Genomic DNA, 17,491 nt, shown 5'->3' with positions numbered 1-17,491 from the left:
TGTTTAATATAAAAAACAGATGACCATCATATTCGATTTCATCTGTTTTGGTTTTTATACAATAAATTGTTTACTTCACTATACTATTAGATTAACTACAAATATTCACAAATCATGATTAGTTTTATTGAACAGATACATACACACTAGCAGAATGACCTGGGTATAAAAGCATATGCAACGTTTTTGTTGTTGTTCCTCCAAGTTCACCCCATGGAGTAGGCGCGGTCCAAGTGCAATTCGCTATATAAACAGCATGCGCAGGACTAGATGAATCCCCTGAGGATTGCTTTATTTCATAAATATTAGAAACAAGTTTGAGAAGACTACTCTTAAAAATTCCGGATCTAGGTGTAGCAGTAAATTTACTTAAATATGGATTTGATGATCCTGAGAACACAGCAGACATAGTAACATCCGTATCTGCAGATCTAGCTTCGAATCTTTGAGAAAAATCAGTAACATATAATCTTGAAGAAGATGAAACTTGGTTATCTTCTGATGGATATAAGGTGAACGTGTAAGTTTCACCATTGTCAGCAATATATTGTGTGGTTTGTTTTTCGGATTTGTTTAAATCTAGTTTTACATAGGTTGTTCCATCAACAGATATAGTATTATCATTGTTTTGCTGTTTCAAGACTTCTTTTGCAACAATTGACGTTGGTGCTAAGGATAAATTTAAAGATGTGACTGTAGCTATAGATGTGATTAGAACTAATAATTTTTTTTCATTTCATTCTCTCCTTATATTTTTCTTCTAAAATTTTATGATACAATAAAATATTTTTTTAGTTGTTTTCTGTTTTTTTACTTAATTCATTATATATTTTCTTAAGATAAAAAACACAATCAATTGCACAAAACAAGAAAATTATTTGTATAATGTATGAAATTACTCCCATAAATGCAATCACAAATCATCCCTCCTTCCCACATTTGTTTTATATACATATTATATTTACTATCTACTCATAATGTCAACGAATATAGAACAAGACTAAAAAATAAAAAATAGTCGCTATTTAGTTTATGTTTTTTATAGATTTTTCTCATATTGATTCTATTTGAGATGGAAATGTTTCATATTAAGAGTCACGAAGATGTGGCATGAATCTGCCCTTTAGGGATATTTTGCTGTGAGGAATATAATGTCTCTGTTAAAGATCTAACAACCATAGCGTTTTCACTGACCTCTTTCAAGGGGGGGCTTTTCTTGTTGTCTCTTATTTTAATTCATATGCAAAAAAGACATCTGTTGATAGATGTCCTTTTTGATTATCTTTGAATTTTAATTAAGCAGTAATTATTTAACTGCGTCTTTCAAGGCTTTAGCAGCTTTGAATTTTGGAGCTTTTGAAGCAGCGATTTGAAGTGGTTCTTTCGTAGCAGGATTGATTCCCATACGAGCTGGACGCTCGCTAATTTCGAATTTACCAAATCCAGAAATATCAGCTTTTCCGCCTTTAGCTAAGATAGCAGCGATTTCTTCGAAGACAGTATCTACAGCAACTGTAGCGTCTTTCTTAGTAATATCCAATTTTTCTGAAACACTTTCAACTAATGCTTTTTTGTTTAAAATTTCACTCATGTTATTTACCTCCAACATACTTATATAATACCATTATTAGGCGTATATTTCAATATAAATAAGGTAAAAAACAACAATTTAACAAAAAGTTAAGCGCTTTTATAATACGATTGCAATTACATTTCCTTTTCCTTTATTTACGAGCTTTGTAAGGATATCTTGTAGCTTCATACGAGCTGCTTCAGGAATCATAGAAAGTTTTGCATTTAATCCATCACGAATCAAATCTGAAAGTTTTCTTCCAAAAATTTCACTGTCCCAAATCCCCTGTTCATTGCTTTCTTCATCACGTAATAAATAACGAATTAGTTCTTCACTTTGTTCTTTTGAACCAATGATAGGTTCAAAACAGCTTTCTACATCTACTTTGATCATATGAATGCTTGGCGCGATTGCTTTTAAACGTACACCATAACGATTTCCCTGTTTAATGATTTCTGGTTTACTTAATTCTATATCTTGAAGAGATGCACTTGCAAACCCATAGCCGGTTTGTTTCACCATCTTAAGTGCACTGGATACTGCGTCATATTCCTTTTTAGCTTTGCTATAATCTTGCATTAGTGAAATAAGTTGAGCTTTATCATGGATATCACTACCAATAATTTCTTTAAGAATTTCATTATACAATCCTTGACGTACAGTGATATCAACGTTTACAATTCCCTCTCCAGTATCAATAGAGGCAAGATTACTACTTTCGATATATTCATTTTCATCAAGAACTCCGTTGATATTTTCTACTTCACGTAAACGTTCTACACTTGCCATACTATTTTGAATAGTCTCGTTGAAACTCTTTTTTAACCAATGTTCATCGTTCAAGACAGCAATCCATTGTGGCATGTTGATGTTGATTTGTGAAACTGGAAATTCATAAAGTGCTTCTCTTAATAAATCATGAATGTCCGTTTCATTCATGTGATTGACAGCCATAGCTAGTACAGGCACTTCATATTTTTCTTTCAATTTATCTACTACAGATTTACAGGATAAAGATGAGGTATCTGCACTATTGACAACAACAATGAATGGCTTTCCAATGGCTTTTAGTTCATCGATCACTTCTGCTTCTGCTTCAATATATGCTTCTCTTGATAAATCGGAAATAGATCCATCTGTAGTAACAACAATACCAATCGTAGAATGATCTTGTATTACTTTCTGGGTTCCAGTCTTTGCGGCGTCATTGAATGGTACTGGTTCATCACTCCATGGTGTACGAACCATACGAATGCCATCCTCATCCTTATATCCTTTTGCTTCTGGTATTACATAACCAACACAATCTACTAATCGTACATTTACTTTAAATCCATCATCAAACTCGATTGTTGCGGCATTATTAGGTACGAATTTTGGCTCTGTAGTCATGATGGTTTTACCTACGCCTGCTTGTGGCAATTCATCAATCATACGAGCTTTTTCATATTCATCCTGCACGTATGGAATCACTGCTTTTTCCATGAATGATTTGATGAATGTAGATTTACCTACTCGTACTGGACCAACGATTCCTAAGTATATATCGCCACCGCATCTTTGCGCAATATTTTTCATAATCTCTGTGGTATTCATACGTTACCTCCCTTAGTCATTCTAAACTTATGTTAAGAAAGAATAGATTATGACACTATTTCAAAAAGATTCTTATAGAAAGTAAGAATAAAAACCACAAAAAAAGCAGGTCATCTATTGAACTTGCTCTTTATGTTCACGTAATAATCTAGTTACACATGCTTGTGCATCATCATCACAGGCTCCACATACTGTGCCAATACCAGTGATTTCTTGAATCTCTGGAAAAGATTTTCCTCCTGCTTCGATTGCTTTTTTAATATCCATTACAGATACACTCATACAAGTGCAGATAATATCGTCATCACTCATCATAAATCCCTCCTTATTTGTAGTATTCACAAAAAAAAGAATAACATACGCTTTCGCATATATTATTCTACTGTACCTACATCTGTTAAGGTTAGGTTCTTATTTTGATCAAGTGCCCATTTGATTCCCCAATTATTCATGAAGATAATTAAGTTTCTTCCTTTTAAATCACGAACACGCTTGGAATCACTCGTTAAGTTCAAGGTATTTGGATCAATGCTTTGATCATCAATCCAACGTACACACTGGAATGGTAATATTTCCAATTTAATATCTACGTTGTATTCTGTTTTTAAACGTTGTTCCAACACCTCGAATTGTAATACCCCTACCCCACCAACAATGATTTCTTCCATACCAATATTGATTTCTTGGAATACTTGGATAGCACCTTCTTGTGCAATTTGGGTAATTCCTTTGGTGAATTGTTTACGTTTCATCGTATCTCTTTGCGTTACACGTGCGAAATGTTCTGGTGCAAATGTTGGGATCTTTTTAAATGTGAATTTGAAGGAAGGATCACATAACGTATCTCCGATAGAAAAGATTCCTGGATCGAATACACCAATAACATCTCCTGCATATGCTTCATCAATAATCTCACGATCTTGTGCCATGAATTGTTGAGGCTGAGAAAGTTTAATCTTTTTGTTTTGTTGCATCAAAGTAACTTCCATGCCTTTTTCAAACTTACCAGAACAAATTCGCATAAAGGCAATACGATCTCTATGTGCCTTGTTCATGTTAGCTTGTATTTTGAATACGAAGGCAGAAAAACGTTCATCAAATGGGTCGATTTCACCTTCACTACTTTCTCTTGGTAATGGTGCAGTTGTCATATCTAAGAAATGTTCAAGGAAAGGTTGTACCCCAAAGTTAGTCAAAGCACTACCAAAGAAAACAGGAGTCAATATTCCGTTCGATACAGCATACTGATCAAATTCCGTACTAGCAATATTAAGAAGTTCACTATCTTCACGCAACTTTTCGAAGAAATGATCTCCTAAAATATCTCGGAATGTTTCATCTTCAAGATTCCCTGTAGTTACACTCGCTGCTTTTTGTCCATGGTCTCCTCCATGAAACGCAATAATACTATTATGGTCACGTTCATAGACACCTTTAAATTCTTTTCCAGATCCGATTGGCCAATTCATAGGATATGTATGTATCCCTAGTTCTTTTTCAATATGTTCCATCAATTCAAATGGATCCATTGCTTGACGATCCATCTTGTTAATGAATGTAAAGATTGGGATTTTACGCAACAAACATACTTTAAATAATTTCTTTGTCTGTGCCTCTACCCCTTTACTAGCATCAATCACCATAACTGCAGAATCCGCAGCCATAAGTGTACGATAAGTATCTTCAGAGAAGTCTTGATGTCCTGGAGTATCCAAAATGTTAATACAACAATCATTATATTCAAATTGTAGTACAGAACTAGTGACAGAGATTCCACGTTGTTTTTCTATTTCCATCCAGTCACTGACTGCATGTTTGTTCGCTTTTCTACCTTTTACACTTCCCGCTTGATTGATAGCTCCACCATATAGTAATAGCTTTTCCGTTAAGGTTGTCTTACCAGCATCGGGATGGGATATAATTGCGAAGGTTCTTCTTCTATTAATTTCATTGACGATATTGCCCATGATATTACCTCCTATTTCATTCGATTCTAAATGCGTGTTAATTATACATGAATTTACATGTAAAATCTAGGGTCAAAAGAAAATGATACGCATAGGTATCATTTTTCTATCTTGTACGTTCTCTTGCTAGAATACGTAACGTTGTACCATTGAAGTTAAATGCTTCGCGAAGTCTATTTTCAAGGAATCGTTTATAACTAAAATGTAGTAACTCAGGATCGTTTACAAACAATACAAATGTAGGCGGAGCTACTGCAACCTGAGATGCATAATAAATTTTCAAACGTTGTCCTTTATGTGTTGGTGGAGGCGTCATAAGTTGAGCATCCATAATGACTTCATTCAACACATTGGTTTGAATACGCATCAATGAATAATCATGTACTTCATCAATCATAGGTAGAAGCGTTTGAATTCTTTGCTTTTTCAATGCAGATACAAATAAAATTGGAGCATAGTTTAAATATAAGAAATGTGCATAAATCTCTTTCTCAATTTTCACCATGGTTAATTCATCTTTTTCAACAGTATCCCATTTATTATAAACGATGATAACTGCCTTACCTGCTTCATGTGCAAATCCAGCAACATGTTTATCTTGATCACGAATACCACTTTCTCCATCAATAACAACAAGTACAACATCACTTCTTTCAATTGCACTCATGGCACGCAATACAGAGTATTTTTCAATGTTTTCGTAGATTTTTCCACGTTTACGGATACCTGCAGTATCAATAACAACGTAGTCTTTTCCTTCTCTTTTGAAAGGTGTATCAATAGCATCTCTTGTAGTACCTTCAATATTGGATACGATAACGCGATCTTGATTCAAAATCGCATTCACTAAAGAGCTCTTTCCAACATTTGGTCTACCAATTACGCAGAACTTAGTCATTCCTTCGTATTCGTTTTTGCCTTGTTGCGGAAGTGAATGTACCACTTCATCTAATACATCCCCAATCCCAATACCATGGGCTCCAGAGACTGCAATTGGTTCACCGACACCCAAACCGTAAAACTCATAAATGCTAGCTTTCATAGATTCATCATCTATTTTATTCACAGCAAGAATAATCTTTTTACCAGATTTCTGTAACATTCTTGCGATATATTCATCATCACTTGTGACACCTTCTCTACCACTAACGATGAATACGATACAATCGGCTTCATCAATAGCGATTTCAACTTGCATTTGAATTTCATTCTGGAAATCTTGATCCTGTATTTGAATTCCACCCGTATCAATGAGGCGAAATTCTTTGGTTAACCAATCGGTTTTCCCATAAATTCGATCACGTGTAACACCAGGTGTATCTTCAACGATACTCTTACGTTCACCGATCATTCGATTAAATATTGTGGACTTCCCAACATTTGGGCGTCCTACGATTGCGACAATTCCATTTATCATATTACTTCAGCAGTGCTGCTGAATCCACCTCCTAACAGTGTTTTTCAGATATTAGATGGCGAATAGCAGTTACGACTTCTTCGATACTCATAGTAGATGTATCAATTTCGTAAGCATCTTCTGCTTTCTTTAAAGGAGAAGTCTCACGATTCATATCCTGATAATCTCTCTTTTCTATATCTTTAAAAATTTCATCATAATTCGCTTCTATATGTTTTCCAATATATTCATCATAACGTCTTTGTGCACGTGCTTCCACACTTGCTATCATATAGATTTTTACCTCTGCATCTGGAAGAACGACCGTCCCTATATCACGACCATCCATAATATAGCCTTTTTCTTCCGCCATTTTTTGTTGCAAAGCAACTAACTTCTCACGTACTTTGGGAAACGCAGAAACATTACTTGCCATCATAGAAATATTGTTTTCACGAATTTCTTTTGAAACATCTTGTTGATTGATAAAAACATTTCCTACAGAATCAAATTCAATATTCATAGTATCAATCAAAGAAGATAATGCTTCTTCATCACTTTGATCTACACCTTTTATTTTTGAATAATAACCAACGCAGCGATACATTGCTCCTGTATCTAAATGAGCAAAACCAAGTTCTTTCGCTAATATTTTGGCGATGGTACTCTTACCAGCTGCACTTGGACCATCAATTGCAATATTAAAACGCATGTTAGAAACCTCCACCTTTCCATACGTAATATCCTATAAAACCAATAATTACAAGTAAAACAAGAATCAGAAAGCATAAAATAAAGTTTAATAATTTATTGTTTTTTTCTACTCCATCTGATAAATCAGTCAATTCTTCTTCATACTCATCCATCTGTACACGTAACTGTTGTGTTTCTTCCATTAATTTCTTATGTAAGTGTTCATCAGGTAATGGAGCTGTTTGGATGGATTCAAATGCATCCGTATTCTCCATATCATATACTGGTTGAATAATCTTTTTTTGAATAACCGGAATTTCTTGTTCCTCTATAACATCACTTTGATTATCAATAATCATCTCCGTAGTTGCATAGATGTCTTCATCCAATGAAGAAGGTTGAATTGGTGCAGTTTCTTCTTGTAATAAACTTTGTACTTCAAGTGCAATATCTTCTCTACTTAATCCAGAAGTATACTCTACAGAGGGATCCTCCTGAATAGGTTTTACATAATGTGTACGTTTTGCACGATTAGCAGCATTCAATTGAGAAAGGATATCTACTTGTGTATCTTCACTTTCACGATTTCCTCTCTGGATATTATATTCGCGTACTTCACGAATAAAGTCATCAAGGTATTCGTTGGTAAAAGTATCTTCAATTTTATTCTCGTTATCTTGCACACGAGATTTTTCACGTTCTGGAATATAAGAAGAATCCTCTTTGATTTCCACTTTCTTCAAAATAGAAGAATCAAATTTTTTCAATACCTCTTGCTGTTCAACCTCCATATTATCATGTGCTGAAGAACTCACAGCATTCTCAGTATCAATTGATTTACGCAAATCTTCGAATTTTTTTACCCTAGATAATTTTTCCATTCGAATTACCTCCTAATCTAAGCTTTATTATACCAAAAATAATGAATCATTGGTACTTATTATAGCTAATAAATGAACTTTTTTCTATTTTTATTAGAAACAAAAAATAACGATAGGTTTCAAAATGAAATTCCCTATCGTCATTTTATTTAATCTTTGTATCTTCCTGAGTATTTTCCATCAGAAGTATTTACTAAAATCACTTCTCCTTGAGATATAAACAGTGGTACTTTTAATTCTAAACCAGATTCAACAGTTGCATTTTTACTAGCAGAAGTAGCTGTGTCACCTTTTACTGCTGGTTCACATTCTACAACTTCTAAAGCTACTTTATCTGGCAAAATAACACCAAGCACTTCTGTTTCAAACATAGAAATGTTTACATTGTCGTTTGGTTTCAAAAAGTTAATTTCCCATTTCAGTCTATCTTTTGGAATTTCAATTTGTTCATAAGTTTCATTATCCATGAAAATCAATGCTTCATCACTATCATATAGATATTGCATTTCTTTTTTTTCGATATGTGCAGGAGTGATTTTATCTCCTCCGCCCCATGATAATTCTACGTTTGAACCAGTTCTTAAGTTTCTAACCTTTGCCTTAACAACCATCGCAGAACGTGCGGTTTTGTTTTGACTTTGTTCTAATACAGTGAAAATATCTCCATCCTGTTGAATTGTCATACCAGGTTTTAAATCGTTTGAGCTAATCATAAATACAGTCACCTTTCTTTATTTATCCTATTATATTTTAATGTATTTAGCGCATTTGTCAAATATTTTGTGATAAACCCTACATTAGACTCTTAAATCGTCTCGAATCTGCAAATAGAATCAAAGAAATAAAGGTAATCAAATAGAAATACCAAAATTCATGATAGGTCACTTCTCTGTTTATGGATAGAATGAAAATAGAAAATATTAAGGTTAAAAATGTCGTCAATACAAAATCTTTATATTCGAGTGAATGACAATTGGGTTGTCGATACAAAAACTGTATCATAAGCATACTTATGAAAAAGAACGGAATCAACCAATAGGCACTCTCATCCACAAACATTAAGATATTTCCCAAAAACGTTAAAAAGGCAAATAAAATTGTACTCATTAATATGGCTAACATGAAAACACCTCCATGATTAGTCTACCTTTTATGGTGTACCATATGCATAATCAAGAATGAAAAATTCTTCACTCAATTGCACATTCACCTTTTTAAGCTCATAATCCCACATATAAGTAACAAATACCTGTTGTTTATTCCAATCAAAATAAAACACGGTACTTTCATATTCCCCTTCCCATGTAACTATTTCTTCTTTTTCAATCTCCTTTTCTTCTGATTCTACATCCATTACTTCAAGTTCGTTTATCTCTGTACGATCTTCTACATCATTTTCTTTGGATTCCTGTATTTTATCCTGTATGTTTTCGATGATATATAAATCAATGAGCATCGCACGTTCTTGTTTCCTAATGTAAGTGTACGTAACTATCTTTTGAGTACACATGGTTGCGAATAATAAAAAGATACTTAATATCATGAGTGCATACATACTGATAAATCCATTATTATTCACATGTAAGAAGTGCTTTTTTAGTTTCATGATTTCGACTCCATTCCATATAAACACATGATTGAGAATATTCAAAACGTACTGTATCAAGATCTTTTAGAAAAATTTCATATCCTTCCCTTTTCACAAGACGTTTATTATGCAACTGCAAAGAAAATGGTTCGTTATGAAAAAGGAATTGTAACGTATTCCCTTCTATGACTAAACCTTTGCTTTGTGCTAGCATGAAACGTAATTGCATACAAGCAATACGGTCTTCACTTTCATATGAAATACTACTCAATCTAGCCATAATCTGCACACATCCTACCAATAAAACACTCATGAGTGATATACAAAATAAGGAAACGAGAACTTCCATCAACGTGAAGCCTTTATGGTTGTTGAATCGAGCGAATTTCTTCATCTTGAAATCCCCCTTTCTCTATGTGTCCCATATGCACTTGAGAATTTGTATAAGATACAATAAGTTGTGCTAGTATGATACAAATAAGCAAAAAGAACAATGTTTCTAAAAGGATCATCCCTTTTTTATTCAACATAGATTCTTCCACTTCCCAGCTGTAATACGATTTTCTTTTGATATCCTTGAAGTGAACATGTGATTGTTCCTGCTTTTGATATCGTTCCTAGCGGTGTAAAGTGAAATCGAATACTTGAACAATGCATTGAAGAAGAAAACGTTTCTAAGTCATTATTTATATGATAAGAATCACCCTGGAAATCGACAGAAATCGTTTTTTTCTTCGCTATACTTTGTGCTTGTGCATACAGTAGTTTGTGATAGATTATCTTCATTTCATATGAAAGTTGCAAAGATGATTGAACCTTTAAAAAAGGCAAACAAACACCCAAAACCGCAATCACGCTTAATACCAACAAAACTTCTATCAGTGTAAACCCTTTACTTGACATGTGCTTCTCCATTGCTGATTTCAATCATATCTCCACTGGGACATCGTCTTTGTGTATCCTTTAAATACCCTTTACTTATTAAATCCTGAATACTTGTAGGTGGCACTAAATTTTCTACTTCATACAATAAAATCTGTGCATTTGCGACCTCAACCAAAGCTTCACACCCTTTTGTTCGTATGATTTTTTCCTTTTGCTGAATATTTGGTAATGTCAAAAGAAAAACTAGCGCAATAATAGATAATACAATCATCATTTCAAGAATCGTAAAACCTTTTGTGTTATTTCTCATAAGGTTCCCTCCTTCACATTTGTTCTAACATACTAAGTGGTACAAGCATGATTTGGTATACAATCAATACTACAAATCCTACAAATGTATACGAGATACATTGAATCGTGGTACTAATCTTTCGTATATATTTATCCCAAACATACTCTTGTTGTTTCATATATGTAATTAACAATTCACATAAGTTTGAAGTAGTCGCACCAATACGAAACGTAGTAATAAATGTTTTATTCAAAAGAGTTGTATGTGCAATCACATCTAACAAATCTTCTCCCATCATCAAGCACTGATTCAATTCATCGATTAAATATTTAAAAAGCGAATCTGCTTGAATACTTGATAAATATCGCATTGCATTCTTTGTGGATATGCCTCGTTTTTGCATTTCGATAAGATATCCGCTAAATACATAAGATTCATAATCTACCAAAAAGGATAATTTCTTATGTAGCTTATATAACACTTGTGTACGAAGTTGTTTATGCATCATAAGGTAACAAGAAAATCCTAGAAACAATATGCATAAGAGCGCAAAACTGATGCAGAACATCTTTATACAAAGTACAAAGAAGGATAAAGATTGGAAACTATCATCCATAGAAAAACTACTCATCATTTGAGGAATGATCATCGTACTAAAGAACCATAAAAGCATATAAGCAAAAACAAGTATACAAATCGGATAGATCGACTTCTTTAACAATCTTGTCTTAATTCCCTTTTCAAACTCCAGTAATGCAATAGAGCTATCAATCGCATCATATAAAGACATAATATTCACAAAGAATCTTAGGTGATCGTAAAACCTTCCTTTTTGCCCCTTTAACAAAACATCGATAAGCGGTGTACCTTGTTCAACATATTCTTCAATTCCACTCATTGTAATATCCAAAAAGCGCAGTGCATCCATAGCAGGATATCCATGTTTTAATAAATCCGCAAAGAATTTCCAAGATGACAAATCAATCTGGCAAATCGTATTGTGCTTCCTCATAGCTGATTTTTTGTTGTTGGAGGGCTTCCTTGATTTGCGCAAAGATATCTTTGTGTTCCATTGGAAGTTCTTGATTATGGAAATAAAACTGTAAGTCTTCTTTTTCGAGTACTTCATAAATACAAACTCTTCCTTTCTTATCTTTAGAACCATACAGTCGTTGTGAACATACCGCAGTTAACGTATGTTTTAAATCTTCATTAGATAATCCAAATTCATTCAATCGTTTAATTGCTTCACTACAACATTTTGCATGTATGGTTGTAAATATCATGTGTCCACTCAATGCACTTCTAAGTAACATTTTTGCACTGTTAGGGTCACGTATTTCTCCTATCATAATGACATCGGGATCATGACGCATCAATTGACGTATTCCTTCTTCATATGTAAAGTTGTTTCGTTCGTTGATTTGTAACTGCAAATAAGAATCATCATAGATTTCAATCGGATCTTCTAAAGAAACGACCTTCAAATGATGTAATGAAGCGATACGTGATAAAATTGCATGTAACGTTGTTGTTTTCCCACTTCCTGTAGGTCCACTTAAAACAACTAGACCACTTCTTGTTTTTGTCCAACTCAAAAAGCTTTGATATTGTGATTGGATGGATGTCAATTTTTCTAATGTAATGTCACCATGATTGTTCAAAATACGTAAAACAGCGGTCTCTTTATCAATCGTTTGAAGCAAAGAAAAACGGAAATAAAAGCGTTTTTCTTCATAGTTGTATGTAAAGTTTCCACTTTGTGGTAGATTGCTGTTTGCTAAATCCATATCACTGATATACTTTAAGTAATTAAATAGCGCAATATCAAATGCGTTTTGATGAATCTCTTGCATGCCATCCACTGTACGGAAGGAAACTTTCAAGCGTGATGCTTCTTTTATGAAGTGCACATCACTTGCGTCATGTTTCAAAATCCAATACAACAAATGTTCCATTTTTTCTTTCACCTTCTCACCTCCTCACTATACTTAATACGAGATAAAAACTAAAAATCCTAAATTTTCATAAAAGTTTTCATAAAAAAAGAACATCCACTATGTGATGTCCTCACTTAAACTAAATTTTAAAACTGTAAAAATGGATTATATAAAAGCTCTTCTTTCCAAGTGGTGCTAGGACCATGTCCTGGATATATCGTTAAATCTACAGGAAGTGTATTCTTCATCATTTTTAGAGATTGCATCATGCGTGAATTACTACTTGTAGCTAAATCTGTTCTACCAATACTTCCTTGAAACACTACATCTCCACAAAATAAATTATCATCCCATTGAATCATAGAACACCCTTCGCTATGCCCAGGTGCATCTATAATAAAGAAATCAAATACCCCAATCTTCATATTCCCTGGCATCAAAACTGAAGGCTTATTCTTTACCACAATCTTTTCACCTAAAGAAAAATTCAAAGTAGGATTGCTTAATAATGGTACATCGTTTTCGTTGATATAAATAGGACATTGATACTTATCTGCCAATGCATCCACGCCTGCAATATGGTCGAAATGTCCATGCGTTAAAACAATCGCATCTACAATACCACCATTGCTATCAATACGTTCCTGAAGCTTTGCAGACTTACTACCTGGATCTACAATGATGACATGAGAATCTTGCCATAACAAATAAGTGTTTACTTGTACCATTCCTAAAACAAAAGTATCTATTTTTTTCATCGTTCTCACTAATAAAAAAGACCAAACATGGCCCTTCTTATTTTTTCTCCTTATGTAAGGTTTTCTTGTTACAACGTGGGCAATATTTTTGAATTTGCATACGTTCTGGATTTTTACGTTTATTACGTGTTCCAATGTAGTTTTCTTCACCACAATCAGCACATTTGAATGTAATTCTATCTCTCATGTTGACCCTCCTCGTACTTGCTTGAAAATTATATCATATTATATTTAAAAATGCTAATACTTTTTGAAAAACTCTGCTAAAATCTGAGGCATAATTTCTGAACCACAAATATTTGCTTCTACAGCGCTGTTATTTGTTGATGATTTTGGTGCTGTACAAGCGAAAGAAACCTTCGCTTCACCACCATATGGAGCAAATCCAATTAAGGATGCATTCGTATAAATTGACTCAACTTCGGCAGTACCTGTTTTAGCTGCAACCGGTTCTTCCAAGCCTCCTAAATTTCCACAATGACCTGCAGCTACACAAGAACGAAATCCATCTTGTACCGTCGCAAGGTTTTCAGAACTATTATCACCAGTCAAGGTACTCAATACATTCGTCTTATTTTCCATAACTTTATAATCAGCATTTACTTCCGTTGCATAACTCACCAAATGAGGTTGTAGTTTCTTACCCCCATTTGCTATTGTAGTAACGTATTGTGCTAATTGAATCGGTGTATAGTTATCATACTGACCTATGGAGTAATCCATTAAACGTCCACCCGCAACAGAATAATCACGGAATCCAATTGCTTCATTAGGAACATCCAATAATGTCTTTGTACCTAAACCAAACATAGAGTAGTAATTACGCATTGTCTTTTGTACTTCTGTCCATTTCTCATTAGAAACATTTAATGGTTGATCGTATACATAGTTTCCTCCAGCTAGTTTAATAACAGATTTAAACATATATACATTACTGGAAACTTCTAGAGCTTTTATAGCATTTACTGGTCCATAGTTCAAAAAACTTGATTTTGTACCTGTTCCAGCAATTTTCATAGGGGCATCATCCTCTATGCTAGATCTTGTTTGTACACCCTCTTGTAAAGCCATATAAACGGTTGCGCCTTTTACTACGGAACCGACCTCATAGGATTGTGTATATGCAGCACTGGAATAATTGTATATTTTACCATCCTGCACATATTTCCCACTCATGGCTAATACATCACCCGTTTGTGGATCCATAATTACAACGATTGCACGATCAAAGGCTTCACGTCCTTTTGATCCAGTGTATTTTTCTAAAACTGAAGTTATTACATCATCCAATTTCTGTTGTAGTTCAATATCAATTGTTAAATGTAAATCATATCCTTTTTTTCCTGAGCTGATTTCATTCAATAATGCAGTTCCATCTTCATCGTAGTTGATTTCACTTACACGTGGCGTTCCAGCTAACAACTCTTCATATTGTTGTTCAAGACCAGATTGTCCTACTCTTGAAGTCATAGAATACCCTTTTGCTTCATAATACGTTTTTAATTCAGCAGGCACTCCTTGTTTGGATGTTGTCACACTACCCAATACATCACGCAATGTATCTCCATATGGATATTCGCGTTTCCATGAACCTAAATCCACATTAAAGCCCTGGTACTGATCTTTGTTTTCCGTTAGATAAGCAACATCTTCTTCACTTGCATCTTCGATGACGACTTTATTTTGTTTGCTTGGTAATTTACGCATCGCAAGATAAACAACAAATGATTTTTTTGTTTGTTCATCCGCAAGTTCGTTTACCATTTCTTCTGTTATTCTACTACGGATTAGCTTTTCTTGCTTTTCCATCTCCAATAGTTCTTCCCCTTTTTTCAAAAGGTTAGTTCCACCATCTTTTTCACCATCTTTTCCTTTATGTAAAAAGATATATAAATCCTGATAATCAGAAGTTGTCATGTTATCAATGCTAACAGTAAATTGTTTCGCGAATTTTTGTGCTAGCTTCCACTGTTCATCCTTAGTTACACCTTTCGGCGGAAAATATATAATGTTATGTGAAGCTACAGTTTTTGCAATTACATTTCCATGACGATCAAAAATTTGCCCACGACTTGCTGCATCAGTTTCTGTATTCGATGAATAGTTCTCTAATTTCACGGTATATGATTCTTTATCATATATTTGTACAAAAACTAGACGAACAGCAATAAACGAAAACAAAACACATATTACAATCGAAAATATAAAGATACGTCTATTTACAATTTTATAATAATCATTTTGAGATTTTAAAATGTCAGAACTTCTACTTAATTTTTTATGATCCAAATTTCGAAAAGGATTACGTATCATGCGTTCACCTCCTGTCCCATATTATAATACATATAGGTGAAAAAATGCTACCTTATTGTAAAAGAATTCAGATTTGTTATAATATTTTAAGAGGTGATTTCATGAAAAGGACAGAAATAAGAAGTATACGTGTGAAAGATGTACAAATTGGAGCACAAAATCGTGTAGTGATTCAAAGCATGTGCAACACACGCACGAAAGATATAAAAGCAACCGTTGATCAAATTTTAAAGTTAGAAAGTGTCGGCTGTGAAATGGTTCGTTTAGCAATTATTGATATGGAAGATGCAACTGCCATTCAATCCATTAAGGCACAAACACATATTCCATTAGTAGCAGATATTCATTTTGATTATCGTTTAGCCATTGCATGTGTAGAATCTGGTATTGATAAGATTCGCTTAAATCCTGGAAATATTGGATCAAAAGAAAATGTAGAGGCAGTGGTAGCTATTTGTAAAGAACGTAATATTCCTATTCGTATAGGTATAAACTCAGGATCCCTTGAAAAAGATATCCATGAAAAATACGGTAAGCCAACAGCAGAAGGTATGATGGAAAGTGCCAAACGTCATGTTTCCATTTTAGAAGAACTAGACTTTCATGATATCGTTCTATCTTTTAAATCTAGTGACCCACTATTATGCATCGAAGCCTATCGCTTAGCATCTACTACATTCCCTTACCCATTACACCTTGGTGTAACAGAAGCAGGAACATATATCGGAAGTGCTATTAAAAGTAGTATGGCTTTAGGAACTTTGTTAAACGAAGGAATCGGTGATACGATTCGTATCAGTGTAAATGGAGATCCAGTAAACGAAATCACCATCGTTAAACAATTGCTAAAGTGTTGCGGTTTATTACACAACACACCAAATCTAATCGCTTGTCCAACATGTGGAAGAACCGCATGGGACATGCAACCTATCGTTAATGAAATGGAAAGCTTCCTCCAAGGAATTAACTGCGATATAAGCGTTGCTATTATGGGATGTGCGGTAAATGGTCCTGGAGAAGCAAAACACGCTGATATTGCGATTGCAGGCGGACATAACGAAGGATTATTAATAAAAAAAGGAGTTGTTATCGAAAAACTCCCACAAGAAAAGATTGTAGAACGCCTTAAACAAGAAATACTAGCGTTTGAAAACGCAACAAAATAAAAGAAAGACATGTTCTCTCCAATAGGAAGGAATATGTCTTTCTTTTCATAAGTAAATTATAATTTACTCTTTTCTTTTTTTAGATATACAACACCATTATGAGAAGGATCAAAATCATAAAGAAGGCGCTCTATCGTAGCTACTACCGATACTGCTAAGATGCATTCCACAATATATGCGATTTCTGAATGGTTGAGAGATGGCCAAAGGATTTTCTGTATATTATTGAAAGCCAAATTCAATGTAATAAACATAATACTGGCAATTAAAGCTCTTTTAGATACTGATATTTTCATAAATATATAACCTCCCCTTTTATCAGGGAGTGTAAAATAAAGTGTGTAAATTAGATAAGCGTACGATATCTAATATGCACACTTGTTTTATTTAATAAAAATGTGATAAATTATAAAACTGAATATGAAAGAGGTAAAGACCATGAC

General features: G+C 33.9%; 22 protein-coding genes. 1 reads left to right on the top strand and 21 read right to left on the bottom strand.

What is annotated here, in order from left to right; genetic code table 11:
* Positions 1-124 precede the first annotated feature (124 nt).
* The 20 genes from ACWG0P_RS13095 to ACWG0P_RS13000 all read right to left on the bottom strand — a co-directional run bounded on the left by ACWG0P_RS13095 (position 125) and on the right by ACWG0P_RS13000 (position 15,882).
* Positions 125-640, bottom strand: a complete 516-nt coding sequence (locus ACWG0P_RS13095) for a hypothetical protein (RefSeq protein ID WP_455802096.1) — start codon at positions 638-640, stop codon at positions 125-127.
* Positions 641-1,306: 666 nt separating this feature from the next.
* Complete coding sequence (locus tag ACWG0P_RS13090) at positions 1,307-1,591, bottom strand: HU family DNA-binding protein (protein WP_455791211.1); 285 nt, start codon at positions 1,589-1,591, stop codon at positions 1,307-1,309.
* 99 nt (positions 1,592-1,690) lie between these two features.
* Entirely contained in the window at positions 1,691-3,169 is a 1,479-nt protein-coding gene (gene spoIVA, locus ACWG0P_RS13085) for a stage IV sporulation protein A (protein WP_455791212.1), read from the bottom strand.
* Between the two features lie 114 nt (positions 3,170-3,283).
* Positions 3,284-3,481, bottom strand: coding sequence for a (2Fe-2S)-binding protein (locus ACWG0P_RS13080; protein ID WP_455802095.1), 198 nt, complete (start codon positions 3,479-3,481; stop codon positions 3,284-3,286).
* 62 nt (positions 3,482-3,543) lie between these two features.
* Positions 3,544-5,136, bottom strand: a complete 1,593-nt coding sequence (locus ACWG0P_RS13075; protein ID WP_455802094.1) for a peptide chain release factor 3 — start codon at positions 5,134-5,136, stop codon at positions 3,544-3,546.
* A 106-nt stretch (positions 5,137-5,242) separates the two neighbouring features.
* Entirely contained in the window at positions 5,243-6,553 is a 1,311-nt protein-coding gene (gene der, locus ACWG0P_RS13070) for a ribosome biogenesis GTPase Der (protein ID WP_455791218.1), read from the bottom strand.
* Positions 6,554-6,584: 31 nt separating this feature from the next.
* Positions 6,585-7,244, bottom strand: coding sequence for a (d)CMP kinase (gene cmk, locus ACWG0P_RS13065; protein ID WP_455802093.1), 660 nt, complete (start codon positions 7,242-7,244; stop codon positions 6,585-6,587).
* 1 nt (position 7,245) lies between these two features.
* Positions 7,246-8,106 (bottom strand): hypothetical protein, encoded by an 861-nt coding sequence (locus ACWG0P_RS13060; RefSeq protein ID WP_455802092.1) that lies wholly within the window; start codon positions 8,104-8,106, stop codon positions 7,246-7,248.
* A gap of 149 nt (positions 8,107-8,255) precedes the next feature.
* Positions 8,256-8,819: an elongation factor P gene (gene efp / locus ACWG0P_RS13055; protein WP_455791223.1), complete on the bottom strand. Its 564-nt coding sequence runs from the start codon at positions 8,817-8,819 to the stop codon at positions 8,256-8,258.
* Between the two features lie 79 nt (positions 8,820-8,898).
* Positions 8,899-9,228, bottom strand: a complete 330-nt coding sequence (locus ACWG0P_RS13050) for a hypothetical protein (protein WP_455802091.1) — start codon at positions 9,226-9,228, stop codon at positions 8,899-8,901.
* Between the two features lie 28 nt (positions 9,229-9,256).
* A complete protein-coding gene (locus ACWG0P_RS13045) occupies positions 9,257-9,712 on the bottom strand; it encodes a hypothetical protein (protein ID WP_455802090.1) in 456 nt (151 codons plus the stop codon).
* Positions 9,678-10,088, bottom strand: a complete 411-nt coding sequence (locus tag ACWG0P_RS13040; RefSeq protein WP_455802089.1) for a prepilin-type N-terminal cleavage/methylation domain-containing protein — start codon at positions 10,086-10,088, stop codon at positions 9,678-9,680. The genes ACWG0P_RS13045 and ACWG0P_RS13040 overlap by 35 nt, the downstream gene beginning before the upstream one ends.
* Entirely contained in the window at positions 10,057-10,224 is a 168-nt protein-coding gene (locus ACWG0P_RS13035) for a hypothetical protein (RefSeq protein ID WP_455802088.1), read from the bottom strand. The genes ACWG0P_RS13040 and ACWG0P_RS13035 overlap by 32 nt, the downstream gene beginning before the upstream one ends.
* The gene (gene comGD / locus ACWG0P_RS13030) at positions 10,214-10,609 is read right to left on the bottom strand and encodes a competence type IV pilus minor pilin ComGD (RefSeq protein ID WP_455802087.1); all 396 of its coding nucleotides are present in this window, start codon (positions 10,607-10,609) and stop codon (positions 10,214-10,216) included. The genes ACWG0P_RS13035 and comGD overlap by 11 nt, the downstream gene beginning before the upstream one ends.
* On the bottom strand, positions 10,587-10,889 hold the full coding sequence (gene comGC, locus ACWG0P_RS13025) for a competence type IV pilus major pilin ComGC (RefSeq protein WP_455802086.1): 303 nt from the start codon (positions 10,887-10,889) through the stop codon (positions 10,587-10,589). The genes comGD and comGC overlap by 23 nt, the downstream gene beginning before the upstream one ends.
* Before the next feature lie 13 nt (positions 10,890-10,902).
* Entirely contained in the window at positions 10,903-11,883 is a 981-nt protein-coding gene (locus ACWG0P_RS13020) for a type II secretion system F family protein (RefSeq protein WP_455802085.1), read from the bottom strand.
* Positions 11,852-12,841, bottom strand: coding sequence for an ATPase, T2SS/T4P/T4SS family (locus ACWG0P_RS13015; protein ID WP_455802084.1), 990 nt, complete (start codon positions 12,839-12,841; stop codon positions 11,852-11,854). The genes ACWG0P_RS13020 and ACWG0P_RS13015 overlap by 32 nt, the downstream gene beginning before the upstream one ends.
* A gap of 116 nt (positions 12,842-12,957) precedes the next feature.
* Positions 12,958-13,569 (bottom strand): MBL fold metallo-hydrolase, encoded by a 612-nt coding sequence (locus ACWG0P_RS13010; protein ID WP_455802083.1) that lies wholly within the window; start codon positions 13,567-13,569, stop codon positions 12,958-12,960.
* A gap of 37 nt (positions 13,570-13,606) precedes the next feature.
* Positions 13,607-13,756 (bottom strand): 50S ribosomal protein L33, encoded by a 150-nt coding sequence (gene rpmG, locus ACWG0P_RS13005; RefSeq protein ID WP_455791241.1) that lies wholly within the window; start codon positions 13,754-13,756, stop codon positions 13,607-13,609.
* Positions 13,757-13,809: 53 nt separating this feature from the next.
* The gene (locus tag ACWG0P_RS13000) at positions 13,810-15,882 is read right to left on the bottom strand and encodes a peptidoglycan D,D-transpeptidase FtsI family protein (protein ID WP_455802082.1); all 2,073 of its coding nucleotides are present in this window, start codon (positions 15,880-15,882) and stop codon (positions 13,810-13,812) included.
* 101 nt (positions 15,883-15,983) lie between these two features.
* Between ACWG0P_RS13000 and ispG the strand changes: the two genes are divergently transcribed.
* Positions 15,984-17,048, top strand: coding sequence for a flavodoxin-dependent (E)-4-hydroxy-3-methylbut-2-enyl-diphosphate synthase (gene ispG, locus ACWG0P_RS12995; RefSeq protein ID WP_455802081.1), 1,065 nt, complete (start codon positions 15,984-15,986; stop codon positions 17,046-17,048).
* Positions 17,049-17,104: 56 nt separating this feature from the next.
* Here ispG and ACWG0P_RS12990 read toward each other — a convergent pair whose 3' ends face one another.
* Positions 17,105-17,344 carry a hypothetical protein gene (locus ACWG0P_RS12990; protein WP_455802080.1) on the bottom strand — a complete coding sequence of 80 codons (240 nt, stop codon included), beginning with the start codon at positions 17,342-17,344 and terminating at the stop codon, positions 17,105-17,107.
* Positions 17,345-17,491: the final 147 nt, after the last annotated feature.

The sequence above is a fragment of the Amedibacillus sp. YH-ame6 genome (genome assembly GCF_053848845.1).
Note: the sequence above shows the minus strand (reverse complement) of the source record. Positions and strands in the feature narration are given on the sequence as shown.